At 68.5% G+C, this 24,807-nt stretch carries 21 protein-coding genes; 6 read left to right on the forward strand and 15 right to left on the reverse strand.

Features of this window, described 5'->3' with window-relative positions; all coding sequences use genetic code 11:
• From B141_RS49730 to B141_RS0127330, 4 genes are all read left to right on the forward strand, one after another.
• Nucleotides 1-546 carry a hypothetical protein gene (locus B141_RS49730; protein ID WP_157181326.1) on the forward strand — a complete coding sequence of 182 codons (546 nt, stop codon included), beginning with the start codon at nucleotides 1-3 and terminating at the stop codon, nucleotides 544-546.
• A 1-nt stretch (nucleotide 547) separates the two neighbouring features.
• Nucleotides 548-2,737 carry a bifunctional polysaccharide deacetylase/glycosyltransferase family 2 protein gene (locus B141_RS0127320; protein WP_020578374.1) on the forward strand — a complete coding sequence of 730 codons (2,190 nt, stop codon included), beginning with the start codon at nucleotides 548-550 and terminating at the stop codon, nucleotides 2,735-2,737.
• A gap of 24 nt (nucleotides 2,738-2,761) precedes the next feature.
• Entirely contained in the window at nucleotides 2,762-4,639 is a 1,878-nt protein-coding gene (locus B141_RS0127325; protein ID WP_020578375.1) for a hypothetical protein, read from the forward strand.
• A gap of 108 nt (nucleotides 4,640-4,747) precedes the next feature.
• A complete protein-coding gene (locus B141_RS0127330) occupies nucleotides 4,748-5,470 on the forward strand; it encodes a TetR/AcrR family transcriptional regulator (protein ID WP_026257614.1) in 723 nt (240 codons plus the stop codon).
• Between the two features lie 48 nt (nucleotides 5,471-5,518).
• On the opposite strand, the gene B141_RS0127335 is transcribed toward B141_RS0127330, so the two are convergent.
• The gene (locus B141_RS0127335; protein ID WP_237742823.1) at nucleotides 5,519-6,850 is read right to left on the reverse strand and encodes an RNA-guided endonuclease InsQ/TnpB family protein; all 1,332 of its coding nucleotides are present in this window, start codon (nucleotides 6,848-6,850) and stop codon (nucleotides 5,519-5,521) included.
• Here B141_RS0127335 and tnpA point away from each other — a divergent pair.
• Nucleotides 6,791-7,207, forward strand: coding sequence for an IS200/IS605 family transposase (tnpA, locus tag B141_RS0127340; RefSeq protein WP_084678555.1), 417 nt, complete (start codon nucleotides 6,791-6,793; stop codon nucleotides 7,205-7,207). The two genes, B141_RS0127335 and tnpA, sit on opposite strands and share 60 nt — an antisense overlap.
• Before the next feature lie 87 nt (nucleotides 7,208-7,294).
• Nucleotides 7,295-8,176: a TIGR03564 family F420-dependent LLM class oxidoreductase gene (locus B141_RS0127345; RefSeq protein WP_020578379.1), complete on the forward strand. Its 882-nt coding sequence runs from the start codon at nucleotides 7,295-7,297 to the stop codon at nucleotides 8,174-8,176.
• Between the two features lie 128 nt (nucleotides 8,177-8,304).
• On the opposite strand, the gene B141_RS0127350 is transcribed toward B141_RS0127345, so the two are convergent.
• Genes B141_RS0127350 through B141_RS0127415 form a run of 14 tightly spaced genes read right to left on the reverse strand, consistent with a single transcriptional unit; the run spans nucleotide 8,305 to nucleotide 24,758 of the window.
• The gene (locus B141_RS0127350; protein WP_020578380.1) at nucleotides 8,305-9,300 is read right to left on the reverse strand and encodes a polyprenyl synthetase family protein; all 996 of its coding nucleotides are present in this window, start codon (nucleotides 9,298-9,300) and stop codon (nucleotides 8,305-8,307) included.
• A gap of 47 nt (nucleotides 9,301-9,347) precedes the next feature.
• A complete protein-coding gene (nuoN, locus tag B141_RS0127355) occupies nucleotides 9,348-10,910 on the reverse strand; it encodes an NADH-quinone oxidoreductase subunit NuoN (protein WP_020578381.1) in 1,563 nt (520 codons plus the stop codon).
• Nucleotides 10,907-12,448 (reverse strand): NADH-quinone oxidoreductase subunit M, encoded by a 1,542-nt coding sequence (locus B141_RS0127360; RefSeq protein WP_020578382.1) that lies wholly within the window; start codon nucleotides 12,446-12,448, stop codon nucleotides 10,907-10,909. The genes nuoN and B141_RS0127360 overlap by 4 nt, the downstream gene beginning before the upstream one ends.
• Nucleotides 12,445-14,358, reverse strand: coding sequence for an NADH-quinone oxidoreductase subunit L (gene nuoL, locus B141_RS0127365; protein WP_020578383.1), 1,914 nt, complete (start codon nucleotides 14,356-14,358; stop codon nucleotides 12,445-12,447). The genes B141_RS0127360 and nuoL overlap by 4 nt, the downstream gene beginning before the upstream one ends.
• 39 nt (nucleotides 14,359-14,397) lie before the next feature.
• A complete protein-coding gene (gene nuoK / locus B141_RS0127370; protein WP_020578384.1) occupies nucleotides 14,398-14,697 on the reverse strand; it encodes an NADH-quinone oxidoreductase subunit NuoK in 300 nt (99 codons plus the stop codon).
• Nucleotides 14,694-15,590 (reverse strand): NADH-quinone oxidoreductase subunit J, encoded by an 897-nt coding sequence (locus tag B141_RS43040; RefSeq protein ID WP_020578385.1) that lies wholly within the window; start codon nucleotides 15,588-15,590, stop codon nucleotides 14,694-14,696. The genes nuoK and B141_RS43040 overlap by 4 nt, the downstream gene beginning before the upstream one ends.
• Nucleotides 15,587-16,171: an NADH-quinone oxidoreductase subunit NuoI gene (gene nuoI, locus B141_RS43045; protein WP_040422469.1), complete on the reverse strand. Its 585-nt coding sequence runs from the start codon at nucleotides 16,169-16,171 to the stop codon at nucleotides 15,587-15,589. Before nuoI ends, B141_RS43040 begins: the two co-directional genes overlap by 4 nt.
• Nucleotides 16,164-17,597, reverse strand: a complete 1,434-nt coding sequence (gene nuoH / locus B141_RS0127385; RefSeq protein ID WP_020578387.1) for an NADH-quinone oxidoreductase subunit NuoH — start codon at nucleotides 17,595-17,597, stop codon at nucleotides 16,164-16,166. Before nuoH ends, nuoI begins: the two co-directional genes overlap by 8 nt.
• Nucleotides 17,594-20,089, reverse strand: coding sequence for an NADH-quinone oxidoreductase subunit G (locus B141_RS0127390; protein ID WP_020578388.1), 2,496 nt, complete (start codon nucleotides 20,087-20,089; stop codon nucleotides 17,594-17,596). Before B141_RS0127390 ends, nuoH begins: the two co-directional genes overlap by 4 nt.
• Nucleotides 20,086-21,408, reverse strand: a complete 1,323-nt coding sequence (nuoF, locus tag B141_RS0127395) for an NADH-quinone oxidoreductase subunit NuoF (protein WP_020578389.1) — start codon at nucleotides 21,406-21,408, stop codon at nucleotides 20,086-20,088. Before nuoF ends, B141_RS0127390 begins: the two co-directional genes overlap by 4 nt.
• Nucleotides 21,408-22,139 carry an NADH-quinone oxidoreductase subunit NuoE gene (gene nuoE, locus B141_RS0127400; protein WP_020578390.1) on the reverse strand — a complete coding sequence of 244 codons (732 nt, stop codon included), beginning with the start codon at nucleotides 22,137-22,139 and terminating at the stop codon, nucleotides 21,408-21,410. Before nuoE ends, nuoF begins: the two co-directional genes overlap by 1 nt.
• Nucleotides 22,136-23,479 (reverse strand): NADH-quinone oxidoreductase subunit D, encoded by a 1,344-nt coding sequence (locus tag B141_RS0127405; RefSeq protein WP_020578391.1) that lies wholly within the window; start codon nucleotides 23,477-23,479, stop codon nucleotides 22,136-22,138. Before B141_RS0127405 ends, nuoE begins: the two co-directional genes overlap by 4 nt.
• Nucleotides 23,479-24,207 (reverse strand): NADH-quinone oxidoreductase subunit C, encoded by a 729-nt coding sequence (locus B141_RS0127410; protein ID WP_020578392.1) that lies wholly within the window; start codon nucleotides 24,205-24,207, stop codon nucleotides 23,479-23,481. The genes B141_RS0127405 and B141_RS0127410 overlap by 1 nt, the downstream gene beginning before the upstream one ends.
• Complete coding sequence (locus B141_RS0127415; protein ID WP_020578393.1) at nucleotides 24,204-24,758, reverse strand: NuoB/complex I 20 kDa subunit family protein; 555 nt, start codon at nucleotides 24,756-24,758, stop codon at nucleotides 24,204-24,206. Before B141_RS0127415 ends, B141_RS0127410 begins: the two co-directional genes overlap by 4 nt.
• Nucleotides 24,759-24,807 lie beyond the last annotated feature (49 nt).

The raw sequence follows: 24,807 nt of genomic DNA on the forward strand, positions 1-24,807 counted from the left end.
GTGAGAAGGCAGTCGGCGGGAAAGCACGCGGTGTTCGTCGACGACTCCGGACGCCGGCACCGCCTGCTCCGCCGGGTGGGCGTCGCGCTCGGCGGCGTTCTCGTCGTGGCACTGACGCTGTTCTGTGTGAGCCTCTTCACCGGCTCCGGACTTACACCGACTCCGTGGAGCCTGCGCGACCCAGAGTCCAGTTCCAGTCCCCGCGCGACCCCTTCCCCCAGTGCGACCCCGAGCGGTCGGGAGCAACGCAAGGGCGACACCCACTCCGCCCCGGCCAGAGACGACGAGCCGACGACGCGGACCTCGCCCTCTCCCTCTCCCTCTCCCTCGCCCTCGCGCAGTCCAGCACCCGCGCCGAGGGGCACGCGTGAGCCCAGCAGGGCTCCGACCGCCACCCCCACGGCGAAGCCCACCCCGACACCCACCAAGACCCAGGGCCGGCGCGGGCGCGGGCAGTCCCCGAAGCCACCCAATCCACGCGGTCGCGCCAGCAACTCCCCCGCGCCGATCACCCGTTCCGCCGGCGAACTCCTCCCTCCGCGCTGAGGTGGCACGACACATCCGGCTCCGGGAGCCACGCCACCACTGGACGCTCGTCTGTCTCCTGCTCGCCGCGCTCATCGGGGTCCTGCTGATCGAGGGGTACGTGCAGCGAAGCTGGGGCGACCTTTCCGTCTCGACGCCGCGCGCCACCCAGCCGAGCGGCCCCGCTCTCGACAACGCCCGGCCGGTGGTCGACCTCAGCGGTGACCGTCCCTCCAGCGCCGGCATGCCGGACCGAACGATCGCACTCACCTTCGATGACGGGCCCGATCCCCGCTGGACGCCGGAGATCCTCGAGGTACTCCGCCGGCACCGGGCCCGGGCGACGTTCTTCGTCCTTGGTTCGAAGGTGGCCACGCACCCGGACCTGACCCGGCGGATCGTCGCCGAGGGGCACGAACTCGGATCGCACACCTATACCCACGTCGACCTCGGTGCGCTCCCGCCCTGGCAACGCCAACTCGAGCTGGCCCTTACCCAGAAGGCACTCGCGGGCGCCGTCGGCGAGCACACCCGGCTGGTCCGGCCGCCGTACTCCTCGACGCCGTCCGGCCTGTCCGGACCGGAGTACGCCGCGGCGCGGGCCGTGAGCCGCGACGGCTACCTGGTCGTATTCGCCGACCATGACACCCGTGACTGGTCTGGGCGTACGCCCGAGCAGATCGTGACCGCGGCGGAGCCATCCGACCAGCGCGGCGCGGTGGTCCTACTCCACGATTCCGGCGGCGACCGGAAGGCGACCGTGGCCGCGGTCGACCGCCTGCTGACCCGGCTCGACCACCAGGGGTACCGCTTCACCACCCTGTCTGACGGGTTGAGCCTGCCCGACACCAGCACACCCGTGAGCGTCCCGGAGCGCATGACGGGGCTGACCCTCATCGGTGCGCAGCAGATCGGTCGGGCCACCGCTGTCGGGCTCACCTTCGCGCTGGCGATCGCGGGGGTTCTCACCCTGGCCCGGGTGTTCATCCTGGCCGGGTTCGCTCGCCTGCACGTACGCAGGACCCGCGGTACGAGGGCCCGATCCGGAACCCTGCGATGGCGCTACCCCCCGCCCGTCTCGGTCGTCGTACCCGCATACAACGAGGCGGCCGGGATCGCCGCCACGGTCCGTTCACTCGTCCACACCCGCTACCCGGGCGAGGTCGAGGTGATCGTGGTCGACGACGGCTCGACCGACAACACCGCGGCGATCGCGGCCCGGCTCGGACTGCGGGGCGTCACCGTCATCCGGCAGGCCAATGCTGGCAAGCCGGCCGCACTCAACACCGGAATCGCGCATGCCAGGCACGACATCCTGATCCTGATCGACGGTGACACGGTCTTTCAGCCCGACACCATCGAACGCCTGGTCCCGCATTTCGCCGACCCCGCGGTCGGCGCGGTGAGCGGCAACACCAAGGTCGGGAACGCCGGCGGCATCCTGGGACGCTGGCAGCACATCGAGTACGTCATCGGGTTCAACCTGGACCGCCGGATGTTCGACGTCCTCGAATGCATGCCGACCGTGCCTGGCGCGATCGGCGCCTTCCGCCGGCAGGCGCTCGACAGTGCGGCGGGGATGGGCGCGCCGGCACGCAGCAGGACCGGCACTGCGGGCCCGATCAGTGCCAACACGCTCGCCGAGGACACCGACCTCACCATGGCGATCTGTCGAGCGGGTTGGCGGGTGGTCTACGAGGAAAGCGCCCAGGCATGGACCGAGGCACCGAGCTCGCTACGACAGTTGTGGCGCCAGCGCTACCGCTGGTGCTACGGAACGCTGCAGTCGATGTGGAAACACCGGCGGGCTCTGGTCGAACGCGGGCCCGCGGGGCGGTTCGGGCGTCGGGCCCTGCCCTACCTGGCGGTGTTCCAGGTGGCGCTACCGCTGCTCGCTCCTGCCGTCGACGTGTTCGCGATGTACGGCTTGCTGTTCGGTGAACCGGTGCGGGTGCTCGGCGTCTGGGCGGCGTTCCTTGTCGTGCAGCTCTTCATCGGGGCGTACGCGCTCCGGCTGGACGGCGAACGCCTCACACCGTTGTGGACCCTGCCGCTGCAGCAGTTCGTGTATCGCCAGCTGATGTATCTCGTCGTGATCCAGTCCGTCGTGACGGCGTTGGTGGGTGCACCGCTGCGCTGGCACGCGATCCGCCGCGAGGGCACCTTCGCCAAACCGGAGGATCTGTCGCCGCGGGGCGTCCCCGTGCCCTGATCGGACCCGCTAGCTTTGACCACCATGCGAGCCGAGGAGTTCCTGAACGACTTCAGCCAATGGCGCGACCGGGTTGACGGCAAGCCGACCGGCGATGTGGGCGAGGCCAGGCTCCTGCTGGAGCTCATGCGGGATTACCTGGGCATCGATGACCCGGGCGAGCTCGTGCCCGGCAACCTCGAAGAACTCCTCCTCGACCTCTATCCCCGCAAGGTGGTCACACAGAAGCAGGAGGACGTCGCCGAGACGATCCCCACCATCCGTGCACTGCTCGCCTTTCTCGCCGACACAAAACGCCTTCCGGCGAAGAAGGTCCAGCGCCTGGAGCGCGAAGTCGGGGGCATCGAGGGCCGCTTCATAGACGCGGTGATGGATCCAGCCGGCTGGGGCCCTGGACGCTCCATCGCCCAGGGGATGATCGCCGACGGTGTGGACCTCTCCGACGAGGCTGCGATCGAACGCTGGCGGCAGAACTACAACGCGGGCCAAGAACCGCGTCGGCCCGACATTCAGCTTGGCGCCCTTGATCCGAGGGAGGCACTCGGGCTTCCGGAGCGGATGCCCCCGATCCGGCTGCAGGCGGAGTCCGAGCTCGCGGCGGCAGCGCGCACCAGCCGGGCCCTTTCCCGAGTGCGGGAGCTGGTGCTCTGGATCGGCGACGGTCGCGACCTCGACCCCAGTAGTGGCGGGCTGACCGGACCTGACACGGTCACGGCCGCCGAAGCGCTCGGTATTCCGGTGCCCATGAAGCAGGCGGAGGCTCAAGCCGTCCTGCCCCTCATGCCTCCCGCCCCCGCGGTTCGGCGAATGCGCGACATCCCGGAGCTCTGCCGTCTCTGGGACATCGCCCTCACGCTCGACTTTCTCAATTCCACCGATCACCAGGTATGGGCCGCTGACCGGCTTGAGGACTGGCCCGACGGCGACGACGAGGACGTCCTGGAGATCTGGGAAACCTCCCTCGGCGAGGTCATTTCCGCAGTCGCCTCAGACGCTGACCTCCAGAGCCACAGCAGGCTTGCCCTCGACGGCGTTGGCGCACCGGTCGCGATCATGCTGTTTCTCGCGGGCGGGACAGGCCTGCCCATGGGAGAGGCGAGCGAGCGGGTCCGCGACCTGGCGACGTCACACCTCGCACCCTCCGCGGCGCGCAAGGCCTGGCAGTCCTGGCTCAAAACCCATGGCGACCCCGCGCGTACTCTGCTGGCCCGGCTCGAGGAACTCGGAGCGGTCGACTTCGACGGCGACGACGCGCGGCTCACTCCACTCGGGCTGTGGGCCGTGCGAAACCAGCTGGGCCAGTTCGGCGTGGACGTCCCCGTGTTCCCACTTGTGGAGGAGATGACCGCGGCGGACCTGGCCGCGGTAGCTGAGGTGAGCTCTCCGGAGGAACTCGCCGAGGAGATCGCGGCCTGGCTGGAACTACGCGGCCCCGAGGACGCGGTGCGCGAGTTGCTCGACGCTGCCCGGTCGGGCACTCCGGCGACCCGCGTCATTGCCACCTCGATCGCCACCGATCTCGGGGCCGTCGCCGAGCCGGACTGGCGGGAGGCCCTTACTCAGCTCGAGCTTCGGCCGTACGCCAAGATCGCACTGACCCGCCTCGGCGGCGTAGAGCCCCCACAGACACTGCCCGGTCTCGAAGTCGAGCGAGCTGATCTGGGATGGCTCGCCATCGACGTTCTCGCGGCCACCGACCCCGACAAGCCGGAGGAGATGGTCGAGCGGCTTCGACGGGCGATACCTCCGGGCCAGGAGCAGGACGTCTTCGAGGCCATGTGGCGCCTGCCGCATCCGTCCGCGTACGACGTTCTGTCGATGATCGGCGCGCACCACTCCGACAAGAAGATCGCCAAAGCCGCGCGCAGGGCGGCGTTCAAGGCCGCGTCCCGAAACTCCTAGCCGGCGGGCTCACGTAGGGGCGGACTCACGTAGGGAACTCCGTAGATGGGCCTTGTCTTGACGCTTGACCTTTGACCAGATTTCAAATCTGGTCATATGCTGGCCAGCATGTCGCCCCGCACCACCCAGACCAGCGATCCCGCCCGCCGCTCAGCACGAGCCGAACGCATCCTCGACGCCGCTGCGGATCTCCTGCAGCGGTGGGGTTATCGCCGGGTAACCGTCGACGACATCGCCGAAGAGGCCGGCATCGGCAAGGGCACCATCTACCTGCACTGGAAGACCCGCGAGGCGCTCTTTCTCGCCGTCCTGCAACGCGAGGTCATCGCCTCGATCGACCAGCTCGTCGATGCCATCCGGGAAGACCCGCAGACCGCATTGCTGCACCGGCTGACCCGCACGCAGTTCCTGGGCGTCATGAACCGCCCCTTGCTGTGCGCCCTCTACACCGGTGACCCGCAGGTCCTCGGCAAGCTCGGCAAGGCGCTCCACGACGCGCAGGACCCCCGCCATCACGCGGCGTTCGACGACTACCTACGCCTGCTCGTCGACCACGGCCTGCTGCGCTCTGACCTCAGTGTCGACGAACTCTCACACGCCTTCCACGCGGTGCTCCACGGCTTCCTGCTGACAGACGCCTTCTACGGAAACCAGAAGCGGTTCGACCTCGAACGCCGAGCGGACCTGCTGGCAACCACGGTGCGCCGAGCCTTCGAACCCGAGAAATCCCCAGCTGCCAAGGCGATCAGCGCCGTGGCTCCCCGGGCGATCGAGCTGTTCAGTGAGTCCGCTGACGCCGATCGGGCCCTGCTCCGCCGTGCTTACGAATGAAAGACAGGACCAGATGCGGATCGGAATCTTCTTGACGTCCTCCAGGCCCTAAAGGACCTGGATTCCTACTACCCGCATCTGCGGGTCTTGGTGGGTTCCTGCTTCAACGCGCTGTGCCGGGACTGGCATCCTGGTCTTACCTGCGCTCGGCGGGGCGTTTTGCGTCTCCGCCCGTCCGGCGGCGACGATCCGACGTCCTTCGAACAGGACGTTCTTTGCTGCGTTGTGGTCGCGGTCGTGCATGGTGCCGCAGTTCTCGCACGTCCACGCGCGGACGTGGAGGGGCTTGGGCCCGTCCCGGAAGCCGCAGGCAGAGCAGACTTGCGACGACGGGAAGGCCCGGTCCACCTTGGCGAAGGTCCGGCCGTGCTTGACAGCCTTGTACTCCAGCATGGCCACGAACCGCGCCCATCCGGCGTCGTGCACGGACTTGGCGAGCCGGGTACGGCCAAGGCCCCTGGCGGAAAGCGTCTCCACGAACACCGCTTGGTTGTCGCGGATGATCTGGGTGGAGAGCTTGTGCTGCCAGTCTCGGCGCCGGTCCGCCACACGGGCATGCTGGCGTGCGACCTTCTTCCGGGCCTTGTCACGGTTGTTGCTGCCCTTGGCCTTGCGACTAAGGGCCTTCTGCATGCGCTTGAGCTTCTTCTCGGCTCGGCGCAGGAACTTCGGCGAATCGACCTTGCGGCCGTCGGCGAGGACGGCGAAGTGGTTCAGGCCAAGGTCCATCCCGGTGTCCGTGTCCAGTTCGGGCAGGATGTCCGGATCGGCGTCCACGACGAACGAGCACCAGTACCGCCCGGAAGCGTCCATAGTGACCGTGACCGATGTCGGGGCCGAGGGGAGCGTACGGGACCACCTCACCCGCAGATCGCCAACCTTCGCCACGTACAGGCGACCGTTCGGCCGGAGGCTGAACCCATTCGCCGTGAGTCGGATCGACTGCTTGCGGTCCTTGCGGGACTTCAAACGGGGCAGCGCAACCTTTGGCCCCTTGCGCTTGCCGGTGAGGGAGGAGAAGAAGTTCCGGTACGCGGCGTGCAGGTCGCGGAGCGACTGGACCAACACCACCGAGGACACGTCCGCCAGCCACGCTCGCTCCGGGGTTTGCTTGGCGGCGGTGATGACCTGCTTTTGAAGGTCGGTGTCCTTGAGGTACGCCAGCCCGGCGGCGTGGGCTTCCTGACGGGCCCGAAGCCCGTCGTTGAAGACCACGCGGGCGCACCCGAACGCCTGGGCCAGCGCACGGCGCTGCGGGGCATTCGGGTAGACCCGGTAGTTGTATCGGAGCTGCACGAGCATGATCGTATCATTTGGTCTATGGCTGTAGAGACTGAGTATCGGCGTGGCAGACATGTGGTTTCGGCGATGCACGTTCATTTGGTCTTCGTGACGAAGTACCGGCGCGGCGTCCTGGACGACCAGATGCTGACGCGTTGCGAAGAGACCATGCGCAAGGTCTGCGAGGACTTCGAAGCAGAGCTGAGGGAGTTCAACGGCGAGTCCGACCACGTGCACCTGCTGGTGTGCTACCCGCCCAAGGTGGCCGTGTCGAACCTGGTGAACAGCCTCAAGGGCGTGTCCTCCCGATACCTGCGGAAGGAGTTCACCGGCCGCCTGAACCGGGCAACCATGCACGGACACTTCTGGTCGCCCTCATACTTCGCCGCATCGTGCGGCGGAGCACCCTTGGCGATCATCCGCCAGTACATCGAGCAGCAACAACGCCCCCTCTAACCCTCGGGTCAGAGCAGTCCAGAGATGCGCTAACCCCGCCCTGAAGGACCGGGCTTGCGCGCAAGATCACCGGTCAATGAACTAGACGTGTCCGTCGATGCGATCGTCGAGGCCGCCCGCGCCGCCGGCAAGGCCGGATTCGACGCGGCCTGGCTGGGCCAGCGCACCAGCTGGGACGCCCTCACGAGCCTGGCGGCCGTCGGCCGGGAGGTTCCCGACATCGAACTCGGGACCTCGGTCGTACCCACGTACCCCCGCCATCCGCTCATGCTCGCCAGCCAGGCGCTCACTGTCCAGGCAAGCTCGGGTAACCGGCTGAACCTTGGCCTGGGAGTCAGCCATCGATACATCATCGAGGATCAGTTCGGCTACTCCTTCGACCGGCCGGCTCGGCACCTGCGCGAGTACCTCTCCGCGCTGGCACCGCTGCTGCGCGGCGAGCGCGTGTCCTATCAAGGCGAGACGCTCAAGGCCGTCGGAGCGATCGACGCGCCGGGCGCCACGCCGCCGTCGCTCCTGATCGGCACGCTCGGCCCGGCCATGCTCCGGATCGCCGGTGAACTCGCTGACGGCACGATCTCGATCTGGGCGGGACCAGCTACCCTCGCCGACTACATCGTCCCCACGATCACCCGCGCCGCCGCCGAAGCCGGCCGACCGGACCCGCGGGTGGTTGCCCAGTCGTTCGTGTGCGTGACCTCCGACGAAGCGGGTCGCCGGGCTGAGGTCGGCGAGCAGTTCGGTGCGGCCGTGGACGTACCCGCGTACCGCGCCATCTTCGACCGTGAGGGCGCGGCCGGCCCGCAGGACACCGTCATCGCCGGCGACGAGACTTCCGTCGTACGCCAGATCCGGCGACTCGCCGATGCCGGCGCGACCGAACTGCTGGCGATCCCGATCGGTCCGGCCATCGAACAGGCGCGAACGACCGAACTCCTGGCCAGTCTCGCCGTCGGAAGGAGAACGTGACCCGGATCGGCATCATGATCGACGAACGATCATTGGCGATCGACCCCGGAATGATCACGTATACGTGGTCATTCCGGGGCAGAGCCGGGACCTTTGATCAACTTCGCCGAGGCACGGCCACATACCTTTCAGCCGGTACGCGAGACCACCAGGTCGCACAGGCCGGCCAGCGCATGCCGGGCAGGGATGTCCGGCAAGCCGGCCAAGGTGGCGCGCGCGTCGTCGGCCCACTGCTGGACGATCGTCCGGGCCTCGGCCATTGCCGGATGGGCTCGCAGCAGGGCCAGCGCCTCGGCGTGCCGGCCGTCCTCGCCGAGCGGCGCCGAGAGCAGCTCGCGGAGCCGCCCGTCAACCGCCTCCTGCGAGCGTTGGGCCAGCAGCACCGGCAGCGTTGGGATGCCCTCCCGCAGGTCGGTGCCCGGCGTCTTGCCTGACTGGTCGGAGTCGCTGGCGATGTCGAGGATGTCGTCGGAGAGCTGGAACGCGACGCCGACCTTCTCCCCGAACTCCGTCACCACCCGCTCGATCTCAGCCGGCGCCCCCGCGAGCTTCGCGCCGAGCCGGGCCGAGGTGGCGATCAGCGAACCCGTCTTGTCTGCCAACACCCTGAGGTAGTGCTCCAGCGGGTCCTGCCCGTCGGAGGGCCCGAGGGTCTCGCGGATCTGCCCCTCGACCAACCGCGCGAACATCTGCGCCTGGATTCGGACCGCCTCCAGGCCGAGGTCGACCATCCGGTCGGACGCCTTCGCGAAGAGGTAGTCACCGGTGAGGATGGCGACGGTGTTGTTCCACCGGACGTTCGCGCTCGGCGCGCCCCGCCGCAGCGTCGCCTCGTCCATCACGTCGTCATGGTGGAGCGTGGCGAGGTGAGTGAGCTCGAGGACCACCGCCACCGGAACGACGCCGGGCGCCATCGGGTCACCGAACTCCGCGGCCAGCGCCACGAGCAGCGGCCGGAACCTCTTACCTCCGGCATTGATCAGGTGTAGAGCGGTCTCGGTGACGAAGCCGAAGTCGCTCGCGACCACCGCCGCCAACCGCTGATCGACCTCGTCCAGGCGCGCACGTACCCGCTCGTCCAGACCATCATCGACCGACGGCAGGGCGAGACCGGCCATGCTCATCGCCACACCTCCCGTTCACGCGGGCCGACCGCGACGACGAGGTCGCGTCAGCCCACCAGTTGCGCGGCCCGCGCCGCGAGCTGCAGGAGCGGCTCCGGCATCAGGCCAAGCACAACCGTAGCCGCGACCCCAACCGCGACCGCGACCGAGGTGAACACACTGGGCACCGCCACCGTGGGTCCTTCGGCCGCCGGCTCGGAGAAGAACATCAAGACGATGACCCGGACGTAGAAGAACGCCGCCACCACCGAGGCCACGACACCGATCACGACCAGCGGCCACGCGCCACCCTGCCAGGCAGCGCTGAAGACCGCCCACTTACCCATGAACCCACTGGTCAACGGGATTCCGGCGAAGGCGAGCAGGAACAACGCCATCACCGAGGCGACGATCGGGGACCGCTTCCCGAGACCGACCCAGCGGGACAGGTGGGTCGCCTCACCGCTCGCGTCACGGACCAGCGTGACGACGGCGAACGCGCCGATCGTCGCGAAGCCGTACGCCGCGAGGTAGAAGAGGATGGCCGAGGTGTTGGCGCTGATGTGGTCACGCACACCCACGAATCCGATGAGCAGGAAGCCCGCGTGCGCGATCGAGGAGTACGCCAGCATCCGCTTGATGTCGGACTGTGTGAGCGCGAGCACCGAGCCGACGCCGAGGGTGAGGATGGCGACCACCCAGATCATCGGCTGCCAGTCCCACCGCGCCGCACCGAGCGCGACGTAGAAGAGTCGCAGGAGAGCACCGAACGCCGCGATCTTGGTGCAGGCCGCCATGAACGCCGTGATCGCCGTCGGTGCGCCCTGGTAGACGTCGGGCGTCCACATGTGGAACGGCGCGGCACCGATCTTGAAGAGCAGACCCACCGCGACCAGCGCCGTACCCGCCAGCAGCAGCCCGTCCACACCGGTCTTGGCGCCGATCGCGGCCGCGATCCCGCTGAAGCTGATCGTGCCGGCGAAGCCGTAGAGCATCGCCATGCCGTACAAAAAGAACGCCGACGCGAACGCACCGAGCAGGAAGTACTTCATGGCCGCTTCCTGCGAGAGCAGCCGGCGACGCCGGGCCAACCCACACAGCAGGTAGAGCGGCAGCGAGAGCACCTCGAGTGCCACGAACATCGTCAACAGGTCGTTGGCAGCCGGGAAGAGCAGCATGCCGCCGACCGCGAACAGGAACAGCGGGAAGACCTCCGTCTGCTCCAGGCGCCGAGCCTGGGCCTCCCGCTCCGCCTCGGTGCCGGGCAGTGCCGCCGCCTGCGCCGCGAACGCCGTCACACCGCCGTCGACCGCCCGCTCGGCGAGCAGGAGTACGGAGATGATCGACATGACGAGGATGGTGCCCCACAGGAACAACGTGAACCCGTCGATGGCGATGGCACCCTCGGCCGCCAGCAGCTTGCTGCCGGCGAGCCCGACGGTGACCACCAGAGCCGCCGCCAGCGAACCCAGCGAGAGGACCACCTGGGTTGGGTACCGGAACCTACGCGGCAGGAACGCCTCGGCGATGACGCTCACGATCGCGACGCCGAAGACGATGAGCAGCGGCGCGACCTTGGCGTACTCGATCGTCGGGCTCTTGAACTCCTGGGCAAGGAGGATCGAGGTCACTTCGCACCTTCCGAAGGAGCCGTGACGGGGACGGGGGGCTTCGGATCCGTGACACCCACCCGCGTCATGGTCGAGTCAACAGCCGGCGCGATCACGTTGATGACCGGCTTGGGGAACAACCCGAGGACGATGATCACGAGGACCAGCGGCACCACCGCGGCCAGCTCCCGCGGCCGCAGGTCGTGCATCTTCTCCACCGCCGGCGTGACCGGGCCGGTCATGGTCCGTTGGTAGACGAGCAGCATGTACAACGCGGCCAGGATGATCGCCGTGGTGGCGATGATCGCCGGGACGCGGTAGCGGGTGAACGTGCCCGACAGCGCGAGGAACTCGCTGACGAACGTCGCGAGACCCGGCAGCGCGAGCCCTGACAGGCAGGCGAAGAGGAAGGTCCCGGACAGCACCGGTGCCACCTTGTCGACCCCACCGAAGTCCGCGATCCGGGCCGACCCTCGCCGGGCGATCATGTAACCCGCGATCAGGAACAACGCGGCCGTCGACAACCCGTGGTTGAGCATGTAGAACGTCGCACCGGTCTGGCCCACGCTGGTCATCGCGAAGATCCCCAGCACGATGACGCCGAAGTGGGACACCGAACTGTAGGCGATCAGGCGCATGAGGTCCTTCTGCCCGATGGCGAGGATCGCGCCGTACAGCACGCTGATCACCGCCAGCGCGAGCACCACGGGGGTCGCCCACTTCGAGGCCTCCGGGAACAGCTGGAGGCAGAAGCGGATCATGCCGAACGTGCCGATCTTGTCGAGGATCGACACCAGCAGGACCGAGGTGCCCGGCGTCGCCTCGCGAGCCGCGTCAGGCAGCCAGGTGTGGAGCGGCCACATCGGCGCCTTGATCGCGAACGCCACGAAGAAGCCGGCGAACAGCCACTTCTGGGTGGCCGGGTCGATGCTGAGCTGGGTCAGGGCGCTGAGCAGGAACGACGGGTTGCCGTTCGTCTGCGTGACCGAGATGGCGTACAGCCCGACGATCGCAGCCAGCATGAGCAGACCGCCGACCAGGCTGTAGATCAGGAACTTCACCGCGGCGTACGAACGACGTGGACCGCCGTAGCTGCCGATCAGGAAGTAGATCGGAATGAGCGTCGCCTCGAAGAGCAGGTAGAAGAGGAAGACGTCGGTGGCAGAGAAGACGCCCAGCGCCAGCGCCTCCAGCACCAGCATCAGCGCGAAGTACGTCTTGACGCTCCGGCGGCCCCCCTCCGCATCATTCCAGGAGGCGAGGATGACGACGGGCGTGAGCAGCGCCGTCATCAGGACCAGGATGATCCCGATGCCGTCGACGCCCAGCGCGTAGTGGACACCGAACGCCGGGATCCAGTTGTGCTGCTCGACGAACTGGAAGCCTCCAGCCGGGTCGTACTGCGCGGCCATCACGAGCGCGAGCACCAGCGCCACGGCCGAGAAGCCCAGGGCGAGCTGCTTCGCGAGCAGGTCGCGCCCCTTGGGGAGCAGGGCCAGCACGACGGCCCCGAGCGCGGGCAGCGCGCCGATGACGGTCAGCCAGGGGAAGTTGTTCACGACAGCCTCACCAAGAGCATGGCCACGACGACGAGGGCGGCGCCCCCGAACATCACGAGCGCGTACGAGCGGACGAACCCGGTCTGGACCCGGCGGACCATTCCGGAGAGGCCACCGACGAAGGCGGCCAGGCCGTTGACAACACCGTCAACTCCACGGTTGTCGAAGGCGACGAGACCCCGGGTGACCTCCTGCCCGGGCCGCATGAGCACGACCTCGTTGAAGGCGTCGCCGTAGAGGTCCTTGCGGGCCGCGGTGGTGATCGGCGAGACCTTGACGGGCGCCTCGACCGGGACCTCCCGCCGGGCCACGAACCACCACGCCGCGGCGACCCCGAGCGCCACCACCGCGAGGGTGAGCGCCGTCATCGCGGCCACCGAGAGCGGCGGCTCGAGGTGCTTCTCCCCGACCACCGGCTCGAGCCAGCTGACGATGCCGCCGCCGGCGTAGGCGAGGCCGGCACCGCCGACGATGCTCAGCACGGACAGCAGGATCAGCGGCACCGTCATCACCGGTGGCGACTCGTGCGGGTGCGTGTCCTTGGCCCACCGCTTGTGGCCGAGGAAGGTCATGTACATCAGGCGGGTCATGTAGAACGCCGTGATCCCTGCGCCGATGAGGGCGCAGAGGCCGATCCAGACGTTCGAGCTGAACGCCGCCTCGATGATCTTGTCCTTGCTGAAGAAGCCGGCGAACGGCGGGATGCCGATGATCGCGAGGTACCCGACCGCGAAGGTGCCGAACGTGATCGGGAGGTACTTGCGCAGGGCGCCGTAGCGGCGCATGTTGACCTCGTCGTTCATGCCGTGCATGACCGAACCGGCACCGAGGAACATGTCGGCCTTGAAGAAGCCGTGCGTGAGCAGGTGGAAGATCGCGAACGCGTAGCCCGCCGGGCCAAGGCCCGCCGCCAGCATCATGTAGCCGATCTGGCTCATCGTCGAACCAGCGAGCGCCTTCTTGATGTCGTCCTTCGCGCACCCGATGACCGCACCCATCAGCAGGGTGATCGTGCCGACGAGCACGACCGCCGTCTGCGCCGCGGGCGCCTGGTCGTAGATCGCGTTGGAGCGGGTCACGAGGTAGACGCCGGCGGTCACCATGGTCGCGGCGTGGATGAGCGCCGACACCGGAGTCGGGCCCTCCATCGCGTCGAGCAGCCAGGACTGCAGCGGGAACTGCGCGGACTTACCGCACGCGCCCAGCAGCAGCAGGAAGCCGAGGGCGGTCGCGATGCCGGTGCCCGCCGCGCCGACGTGGCCGAAGACGCCGGCGAACGACGAGGTACCGAACGTCGCCAGCATCAGCATCACGGCGAGCGACAGGCCGACGTCACCGACGCGGTTGACGACGAACGCCTTCTTGGCCGCGGTCGCCGCGGACGGCTTGTGCTGCCAGAAGCCGATCAGGAGGTACGACGCGAGACCGACACCCTCCCAGCCGATGAAGACCACGAGGAAGTCGTTGGCCAGCACCAGGAGCAGCATCGCCGCGACGAACAGGTTGAGGTACCCGAAGAACCGCTTGCGCCGCTCGTCGTGCGCCATGTAGCCGACGGAGTAGACGTGGATGATGCTGCCCACGCCGGTGATCAGCAGGACGAAGCACACCGACAGCTGGTCGAGGAGCAACCCGGCGGTCACGTGGTAGCTGGGCAGCGGGATGAAGGTGTAGAGCTGCTGCTCGACAGCGCGCTCCTCCGGCCCGCGCCCGAGCATCGCGAAGAACATCGTCGCGCCCAGCACGAACGACGCGATCGGCGCCGCGCAACCGAGCAGGTGACCCCACGACTTACCGGCACGCCCGGAGAGCAGGATCACCGCCGCCGAGAGGGCGGGAATGGCCACGATCAGCCACATGAGCGAGAACACGCCAGATGCCTGACCAGCTTGCTCGCTGGCCAGAACCATGGCACTCACAGAGGTGGTCACGGGGTTCTCGTCCCTCCGTCAGAACTTCAGCAGACTCGCGTCGTCGACGGAGGCCGAGCGACGGGTCCGGAAGATGGTCATGATGATCGCCAGCCCGACCACAACTTCGGCCGCCGCGACCACCATCACGAAGAAGGCCACGACCTGGCCCTCGAGGTTGCCGGCCTGCCGGGCGAACGAAACGAACGCCAGGTTGGCGGCGTTCAGCATGAGCTCCACGCACATGAACACCACGATGGCGTTGCGGCGTACCAACACACCCACGGCACCGATGGTGAACAGCAGCGCCGACAGGATGACGTACGGAGTGGCGGTCACCCTTCACCTCCCTTGTCCGCGCTCTGCTCGTGACTGCCGCCCTGGTCGGAACCGTTGGCCGACTCCGGTCCGGACTCCGGCGCCGGTGACCCGGCGTCCTTGTCGCCACCGCGCTGGCCGTTGGCCTTGGCGCGGGGTGTGGGCGTGCCGGTGTAGCGCTCGAGGCCCGGGACCTGGTGGGTGTAGCGGGACGGCTCCTGGACTGTGCCCCGCGCGATGAGGACCCGCGACACCGAGGACTCCGCGGCCGTTCCGTCGGGAAGCAGCGCGGGCGTGTCGACGGCGTTGTGCCGGGCGAAGGTACCCGGCGCGGGCAGCTGACCCGGGTGCCGGCCGCCTTCGGCGTACTCCTTGAACCGCTGCTCGGCCAGGTCCTTCTGCGTCACCTTGGGACCGATCCGCTCGCGGTGGGCGAGGATCATCGCGCCCATCGCGGCGGTGATGAGCAGCGCGCTCGTCACCTCGAAGGCGAAGACGTACTTGGAGAAGAGGATCGAGGCGATCGCGGGGACGTTGCCGTCCGGCTCGGCGGCCGCGAGCCCGACCGGCTGGCCGAGCGTCACTCCACCGACCGCGGTGATGAGCAGCGCACCGAAGATGATCGCTCCGAGCACCGCCAGCCACCGTTGGCCGCGCAGCGTCTCGATCAGCGAGTCGGAGGCGTCGACACCGACGAGCATGAGGACGAACAGGAACAGCATGAGGACCGCGCCGGTGTAGACGATCACCTGGACGGCGAACAGGAACGGCGCATCCTGGCTGGCGTACATCAGCGCCAGGCACATCATCACGGTAGCCAGCAGCAAGGCGCTGTGGACCGCCTTGCGTACCAGCACCATGCCGAGGGCCGCCAGCACCGCGATCGGCGCGAGCACCCAGAACGTCGCGGTCATGAGTGAGCCGCCTCGCTCTCCACATCTTCTTTGGCCGGCACCGCGGCGCCGCTCTCGGACCAGCCCGGCAGGCCGGCACCGAGGTAGTAGTCCCGCTCGCTGTCGCCGAGGCGCATGTCGTGCGGAGGCTCCTCCATGCCCGGCAGCAGCGGTGCCAGCAGGTCCTTCTTTTCGTAGATGAGCTTCGCCCGATCGTCGTCGGCGAGTTCGTACTCGTTGGTCATCGTGAGCGCCCTGGTCGGGCAGGCCTCGATGCACAGGCCGCAGAAGATGCAGCGCAGGTAGTTGATCTGGTAGACGCGGCCGTAACGCTCGCCCGGGGAGAAGCGCTCGTCCTCGGTGTTGTCGGCACCCTCGACGTAGATCGCGTCGGCCGGGCAGGCCCATGCGCACAGCTCACACCCGATGCACTTCTCCAGGCCGTCGGGGTGGCGGTTGAGCTGGTGCCGTCCGTGGAATCGCGGAGCGGTGGGCCGCTTCTCGAAGGGGTACTGAACCGTGACGGGTTTCCTGAACATCGTCCGGAACGTCACCCCGAACCCTGCGATCGGGTCCCAGAGCTGCTGCTTGAGACTAGCCACGGCCACGCTCCTCACCTGAATCGGCCTGTTGACCCGCACCCTCAGCGCCCGCGCCACCGCTGGAGTCCGCCGAACCAGCGCCCGCCGAGGCGGCTGCCACGGCGACCGCGGCCGGCTCGAGACCCGGCACCTTCTGTCCAGGCATCGGCGGGACAGGGTAGCCGCCGGCGAAGGGGTCGAACTCCACCTGGTCGGCTTCCTCGCGCTCGACCTCTTCCGCCTTCTCGCGCCGGGCGGCCACCGCGTCGTAGACGAACGACAGCAGCAGCACCACGATCACCACGGCACCGATGCCGAAGAAGAACTGTCGCTGGTAGCCGGCGCTCAGCGTGGCGCGGGCGGTCGCGACGAAGACCGTCCAGACCAGCGCGACCGGGATGAGGATCTTCCAGCCCAGGCGCATGAACTGGTCGTAGCGCATCCGCGGCAGCGTCCCGCGCAGCCAGATGAAGACGAAGAGGAAGACCAGGACCTTGCCGAGGAACCACAGCAACGGCCACCAACCCTCGTTGGCACCCGCCCACAGGGAGATCGGCCACGGAGCCCGCCAGCCGCCGAGGAACATCGTCGTGGCCAGCGCCGAGACGGTGACCATGTTGACGTACTCCGCGAGGAAGAACAGCAGGTACTTCATGGAGGAGTACTCCGTCATGAAGCCCGCGACCAGCTCACCCTCGGCCTCCGGCAGGTCGAACGGCGCGCGGTTGGTCTCGCCGACCATCGCGATCATGTAGATGAGGAACGACGGCAGCAACACCACGCCGTACCAGCTGGGTAGCTGCAGCGTCACCCCGAAGATGTCGACCGCGCTCCCGCCGGCCTGGGCGCCGACGATCTCCGACGTGGACATCGAGCCGGAGTAGAGGAAGACGGCTACGAGGGCGAGACCCATCGCGACCTCGTAGGAGATCATCTGCGCCGAGGACCGCAGCCCGCCGAGCAGCGGGTACGTCGAGCCGGACGACCAACCGCCGAGCACGATGCCGTAGATACCGAGCGACGCGGCGGCGAGGACGAACAGCACGCCGACCGGAAGGTCGGTCAGCTGCAGCGGCGTCCGGTGGCCGAAGATGCTGACCTCCGGCCCGAGCGGGATCACCGAGAACGCCACGAAGGCCATCGCCGCCGAGATGATCGGCGCCAACACGTAGAGGATCGTGTCGACGCCCTTGGGCTTGATGGTTTCCTTCAGCGACAGCTTGATCCCGTCGGCGAGGCTCTGCAGCAACCCGAACTTGCCGTGGACGTTCGGACCGACGCGGTGCTGCATCCGGGCGACGACCCGGCGTTCGAACCACACGTTGAAGATCGTGAACACCAGCAGGAAGACCGTGATCGCCACCGCTTTGATGAGGATGATCCACCACGGGTCCTTACCGAACGCCGCCAACTCTCCGGCAGCGAGCGGCATCACAGCGGCGGTCATGCCACACCTCCCTGACTGGTCGCGGCCACCGGCTCGGTGGTCGCGCGGGCGACCGTGACGACGGCACCGGCGTCCACGCTGAGCGTCTCGCGGACGGTGGAGCCGGTCGAGTTGGTGGGGAGCCAGACCACCCGGTCGGGCAGGTCGGCCACCTCGACGGGCAGCCGCACGCTGCCGCGGGTCGAGGACACCGTCACCTCGTCCCCGTCGGTGACGCCGAGCGTGCCGGCGGTGGTCGCCGACAGCCGGGCCCGCACCGGGCGGGCGGTGCCGGCGAGGTACGGCTCGCCGTCCTGCAGGCGGCCGAGGTCGAGCAGCTGCGGCCAGGTGGCGAGCACCGCCTCACCTTCGCGTGGCTGCGCCGGCTCGGGCGCGGGCAGGTGCGGCGGCGCGGCCCGAGAACCGTCCCAGGCGCCGAGCTCGAGGAGTTCCTGGCGGGCTCCCTCGACAGTGGAGAAGCCGAGCGGCGCGTTCAGCTCGTCGGCCAGACCGGCGAGCACCCACAGGTCGGACTGGGTGTCCGCGTCGCGCAGGGCCTGCTCGAACGGGCGGACCCGGCCCTCCCAGTCGACGAAGGTTCCGGCCTTCTCGGCGACTGCCGCGACCGGGAAGACCACGTCGGCATGCTCGGTGACCTCGCTCGGCCGGAGTTCGAGGCTGATGACGAACTCCGCCTTCTCCAGCGCCACCCGCGCGGCCGCGGGGTCAGGCAGGTCAGCGACCTCGACCCCACCGACGATCAGCGCACCCAGCTCACCGAGAGCCGCCGAGGTCAGGATCGCGGAGGTGTCGCGACCCGGCTCGATCGGCAGGTCACCGGTGCCCCAGGCGGCGCTGAGGTCGACCCGTGCGGCGGCGTCGGCGATCGGCCGTCCGCCGGGCAGCAGGTGGGGCAGGCAGCCGGCGTCCACCGCGCCGCGTTCGCCGGACCGGCGCGGCACCCAGGCGAGCCGGGCGCCGGTGGCCTCGGTCAGCCGCAGGACCGCCGAGAGTGCACCCGGGACGCTGGCCAGTCGGGCGCCGACGAGCACGACGGAGCCGCTGTCGCGGAGCGCGTCGGAGCACTGGAGCCCAGGAACGTCGAGACCGCTTTCGAGACCGCCGCGACCCAGCGCGTCGAGGAACTCCGCCTCGGTGCCGGGTGCCGCGTGCAGCACGGTGGCCTTCATCTTGTCCAGGCCACGCGTGGAGTACGGCGCGACCGACCAGATCCGGGTGCCCTTCTTCATGGCGGCCTTACGCAGCCGGAGGAAGACGATCGGCGCCTCCTCCTCTGGCTCGAGGCCGACCAGGAGGACGGACTTGGCGTTCTCCAGGTCGCGGTAGGTCACACCGAGGCCCGAGCCAGCGACCGCGGAGGCCAGGAAGTCGGCCTCCTCGTCGGAGTGCGGACGGGCCCGGAAGTCGACGTCGTTGGTGCCGAGCGCGACCCGCGCGAACTTCGCGTACGCGTAGGCATCCTCGACCGTCAGCCGGCCACCGGGGAGTACGCCGGCCCGGCCACCCGCGGCGGCCAGCCCTTCGGCGGCCACCCGGAACGCCTCCGACCACGAGGCCGGGCGCAGCTCGCCGCTCTCCTCGTCACGGACCAGGGGGTAGGCCAGGCGGTCCTTCTCCTGGGCGTACCGGAACGCGAAGCGGCCCTTGTCGCACAGCCACTCCTCGTTGACCTCCGCGTCGTCACCAGCGAGCCGGCGCATGACCTTGCCGCGCCGGTGGTCGGTGCGGGTCGCGCAGCCGTTGGCGCACCCCTCACAGACGCTGGGGCTAGACACGAGGTCGAACGGGCGGGAACGGAAGCGGTACTGGGCACTGGTCAGCGCGCCGACCGGGCAGATCTGGATCGTGTTACCGGAGAAGTAGCTGGAGAACGGCTCCTTCTCGTAGATGCCGACCTGCTGCAGAGCACCGCGCTCCAGCAGCTCGATGAACGGGTCACCGGCGACCTGCTGGGAGAACCTGGTGCAGCGCGCACACAGAACGCAGCGCTCGCGGTCGAGCAGCACCTGGCTGGAGATGTTGATCGGCTTGGGGTAAGTGCGCTTGACCTCGGTGAACCGCGACTCGGGACGGCCGTTGCTCATCGCCTGGTTCTGCAGCGGGCACTCACCGCCCTTGTCACAGACCGGGCAGTCGAGCGGGTGGTTGATCAGCAGGAACTCCATGATTCCCTGCTGGGCCTTGTCTGCCACCGGCGACGTCAACTGCGTCCTGACGACCATGCCCTGGGCGACCTCGATCGTGCAGGAGGCCTGCGGCTTGGGGAAGCCACGCCCGTTGCCGGCGTCAGGGATGTCGACCAGGCACTGCCGGCAGGCACCCACCGGATCCAGCAGCGGGTGGTCGCAGAACCTCGGGATCTGGATCCCGATCATCTCCGCCGCCCGGATGAGGAGGGTGCCCTTCGGCACACTCACCTGGACGTCGTCGATGGTGAGCGTGACGAGGTTCTCCACCTCGGTCGACGTGTGGTCAGGGGTCTGGAGAGTCATGCACCCACTCCTGCGGTCGCAGTTTCGGGCTCGAACAACGTGGCCGCGGCCGGGTCGAACGGACAGCCGCCGTGCTCGAAGTGCGCGACGTACTCGTCGCGGAAGTACTTGAGGGACGACATGATCGGCGCCACCGCACCGTCAGCCAGCGCGCAGAACGACCGGCCGGCGATGTTGTCGCACAGGTCGAGCAGCGTCTCGAGGTCGTCCTCGCTGCCCTCGCCCCGCTCCAGGCGTTCGAGGACCTGGACCAACCACCACGTGCCCTCGCGGCACGGCGTGCACTTGCCGCACGACTCGTGCTTGTAGAACTCCGTCCAGCGCAGCACCGCCCGCAGGACACACGTGGTGTCGTCGAACATCTGCAGCGCGCGGGTGCCGAGCATGGTGCCCGCGCCCGCCATGCCTTCGTAGTCGAGCGGGAGGTCGAGGTGCTCCTTGGTGAGCATCGGCGTCGACGAGCCACCCGGCGTCCAGAACTTCAGCTCGTGACCCGCGCGAATGCCGCCGGCGAGTTCGAGCAGCTCGCGCAGCGTGATGCCGAGCGGGCCTTCGTACTGACCGGGCCGGGCGACGTGACCCGACAGCGAGTAGATCACGTGGCCCTTGCTCTTCTCGGTCCCCATGGACGAGAACCATTCGGGGCCGTTGAGCACGATGCCCGGAACGCTCGCGATCGACTCGACGTTGTTGATGACAGTGGGCGAGGCGTACAGACCCTCAACGGCCGGGAACGGCGGCCGCAGGCGGGGCTGGCCGCGCCTGCCCTCGAGCGAGTCGAGAAGGGCGGTCTCCTCACCACAGATGTACGCACCCGCACCCGCGTGGACCACGACCTCGAGGTCGTAGCCGGAGCCGAGGATGTTGTGCCCGATGTAACCCGCGTCGTAGGCCTCACGGACGGCCTGCTGCAGCCGCCGGATGACGTGCAGCACCTCACCGCGTACGTAGATGAACGCCCGCCGGGCGCGGATCGCGTACGAGGAGATGATGACGCCCTCAACCAGCGTGTGCGGGCTGGCCAGCATCAGCGGGATGTCCTTGCAGGTGCCCGGCTCCGACTCGTCGGCGTTGACGACGAGGTAGCGCGGCTTCTCGCCCAGCGGCGGCAGGAAGCCCCACTTCATGCCGGTCGGGAAACCCGCGCCACCACGACCGCGCAGGCCGGAGTCCTTGACCATCTGGATGATCTCGTCCGGCTCGTGGGTGACCGCTTCGTACAACGCGCGGTAGCCGCCCTGGTCGACGTAGGCCGGCAGGGTCCACGATCCTCGCTGGCCCCAGTTGGCCGTGAGAGCAGGCGTGAGTGGATCGGTCATCACTGTCCCTTCCCGCCGCCGCCGTTGGACGTGGCGCCGTTGGACGCCGCACCGTTGGGCGCGTCCCCACGCGGCGGCGCGTCACCCGTGGGCTTGGGAGCCCCCGACGACCAGCCGCGCTCCGCGGCCAGCCGCAGGCCCGCGAGCGACGCCTCGCCGGCGGACGGGCCCTCGTCGGCGCGGCCGTCGGGGAAGCCCGCGAGCACGCGTTCGGCCTGCCGCCAGGTGCAGATGCGCGCACCTCGGTCGGCCTCGACCTCGTTGCCGGCCCGGAGATCGTCGACCAGCTTCCGCGCCCGCTCGGGCGTCATGTTGTCGAAGAACTCCCAGTTGACCATCACCACGGGGGCGTAGTCGCAGGCCGCGTTGCACTCGACGTGCTCGAGGGTGACCTTGCCGTCCTCGGTCGTCTCGTCGTTGCCGACTCCGAGGTGCTCCTTGAGGGTGCCGAAGATCGCGTCGCCGCCCATCACCGCGCAGAGCGTGTTGGTGCACACGCCGACGTGGTAGTCACCGACCGGGCGACGTTTGTACATCGTGTAGAACGTCGCCACCGCCGCGACCTCGGCCGCGGTCAGGTCGAGGAGTTCGGCGCAGACCTCGATGCCCTCGGGGCTGACGTACCCCTCCTCGCTCTGCACGAGGTGGAGCATCGGCAGCAACGCCGAGCGGGATTCGGGATAACGCGCGGTGATCTCGCGCAGCTCGCCCTTGGTCTTGTCACTGATCAACGGTCCACCCCACCCATCACGGGGTCGATGCTCGCGACCGCGACGATGACGTCGGCGACCATGCCGCCCTCGCACATCGCCGCCGCCGTCTGAAGGTTGACGAAGGACGGATCGCGGAAGTGCGCCCGGAAGGGACGCGTTCCGCCGTCGGAGACCGCGTGGCAGGCGAGCTCACCGCGCGGCGACTCGACCGCGAAGTACGCCTGGCCCGCCGGCACCCGGAAGCCCTCGGTCACCAGCTTGAAGTGGTGGATGAGCGCCTCCATGGACTCACCCATGATGTGCCGGATGTGCTCGAGGGAGTTGCCGAGGCCGTCGGGGCCGAGCGCGAGTTGGCTCGGCCAGGCGATCTTCTTGTCGGCGATCATCACCGGTCCCGGCTCCGCGAGCCGGTCGACGCACTGCTCGACGATCTTCAGGCTCTCGTCCATCTCCTCGAGCCGGATCCGGAACCGGCCGTAGGAGTCGCAGGTGTCCCAGGTCGGCACCTCGAAGTCGTACGTCTCATAACCCCAGTACGGCTGGGTCTTGCGGAGGTCCCACGGGTAGCCGGTCGCCCGCAGCACCGGGCCGCTCGCACCGAGCGCCATGCAGCCGGTGAGGTCGAGGTAGCCGATGCCACCGAGCCGCTGCTTGAAGATGGGGTTCTCGTTGCAGAGTTCGGCGTACTCCTTCAGGTGCTTCTTCATCCACGCGATGTACTCGCGGAGCTTCTCGATCGCGTTGTCGGGAAGGTCCTGGGAGATGCCGCCGACCCGGATGTACGCGTGGTTCATCCGGAGGCCGGTGATCAGCTCGAAGATGTCGAGGGTCTTTTCGCGCTCGCGGAATCCGATGGTCATCACGGTGAGCGCGCCGATCTCCATGCCGCCCGTCGCGATCGCGACCAGGTGGGAGGAGATCCGGTTGAGCTCCATCATCAGGATGCGGATGACCTTGGCGCGCTCAGGAATGTCGTCCTGGATGCCGAGCAGCTTCTCGACCGCACCGACGTACGCCGCCTCGTTGTAGAACGGCGCGAGGTAGTCCATGCGAGTGCAGAACGTGACCCCCTGGGTCCACGTGCGGTACTCCATGTTCTTCTCGATACCGGTGTGGAGGTAGCCGATCCCGGCCCGCATGTCCTTCACCGTCTCGCCCTCGAGCTCGAGGATGAGGCGAAGAACGCCGTGGGTCGAGGGATGCTGCGGGCCCATGTTGACGACGACCCGCTCGTCGCCGGCCTCGGACACACCCTGCACCACGGTGTCCCAGTCCTGGCCGGTGACCGTGAAGACCTGGCCTTCGGTGGTGTCCCGGACGCTGGCGTACGGGTCGTACTTCTCGTCTGCGGCAGTCATCAGTTGTATGCCCTCCGCTCGTCCGGAGGCGGAATGGTCGCGCCCTTGTACTCGACAGGGATGCCGCCCAGTGGGTAATCCTTGCGCTGCGGGTGGCCCGGCCAGTCATCGGGCATCTGGATCCGGGTGAGGCCCGGGTGGCCGTCGAAGACGATCCCGAAGAAGTCGTAGGCCTCCCGCTCGTGCCAGTCGGCCGTGGGATAGATCCCCACCACCGACGGGATGTGGGGCTCAGCGTCGGGGCAGGTCACCTCGAGCCGGATCCGCCGGTTGTGCGTCATCGACAGCAGGTGGTAGACGGCGTGCAGCTCGCGGTCGCGGTCTCCTGGGTAGTGGACGCCCGACACTCCGCTGCAGAACTCGTACCTCAGTGCGGGGTCGTCACGGAAGTGACGGGCCACCGCGACGAGGTGGTCACGACGGACATAGAAGGTGATCTCGCCACGGTCGACGACGACCTTCTCGATCGCCTCGTCGTACGCCGGGCCGTCGCCCTCCTCCAGCACCACGGCAAGCCGGTCGGCCACCTCGTCGAACCATCCGCCGTACGGCGGCGTGGTGCTGCCGGGCAGCGCGACGGTGCGGACGAGCCGGCCGTATCCGGACGTGTCGGAGGTGCCCCGAACGCCGAAGGCGCCGCGGCGTACGTCGATGACCTCGGGCGGTGCGGGCTCCCGCTTCTCCGGAAGCAGGTCCGGGGCCTCGTCAGGCGTCTGCTGGTCACTCACCGCAGCAACCCCTTCATCTCAGAGGTCGACGCGCTCTCGAGCGCGGTCAACTCCTGCTCCTCGAGCTCCTGCTCCTTGTGGACGCCGAGCTTGGACGTCTGGATCTTGTGGTGCAGCTTGAGGATGGCGTCGAGGAGCATCTCGGGCCGGGGCGGGCAGCCGGGCAGGTAGATGTCGACCGGCACCACGTGGTCGACGCCCTGCACGATCGCGTAGTTGTTGAACATCCCGCCGCTGGAGGCGCAGACGCCCATGGACAGCACCCACTTGGGCTCGGGCATCTGGTCATAGATCTGCCGGAGGACCGGCGCCATCTTCTGGCTCACCCGGCCGGCGACGATCATCAGGTCGGCCTGGCGCGGGGAGGCGCGGAACACCTCCATGCCGAAGCGTCCCGTGTCGTAGACCGGCCCACCGGTGGTCATCATCTCGATCGCGCAGCACGCCAGGCCGAACGTCGCCGGCCAGACCGACGCCTTGCGGAAGTAGCCAACGACGCCCTCGACCGTGGTCAGGAGGACCCCGGCGGGCAGCTTCTCTTCGATGCCCATGGTTATCAGCTGCTCTCTTCCGTACGACTGGTCGGACCGCGGCGGGTGC

The organism is Actinopolymorpha alba DSM 45243 (assembly GCF_000373925.1).
GTDB lineage: Bacteria > Actinomycetota > Actinomycetes > Propionibacteriales > Actinopolymorphaceae > Actinopolymorpha > Actinopolymorpha alba.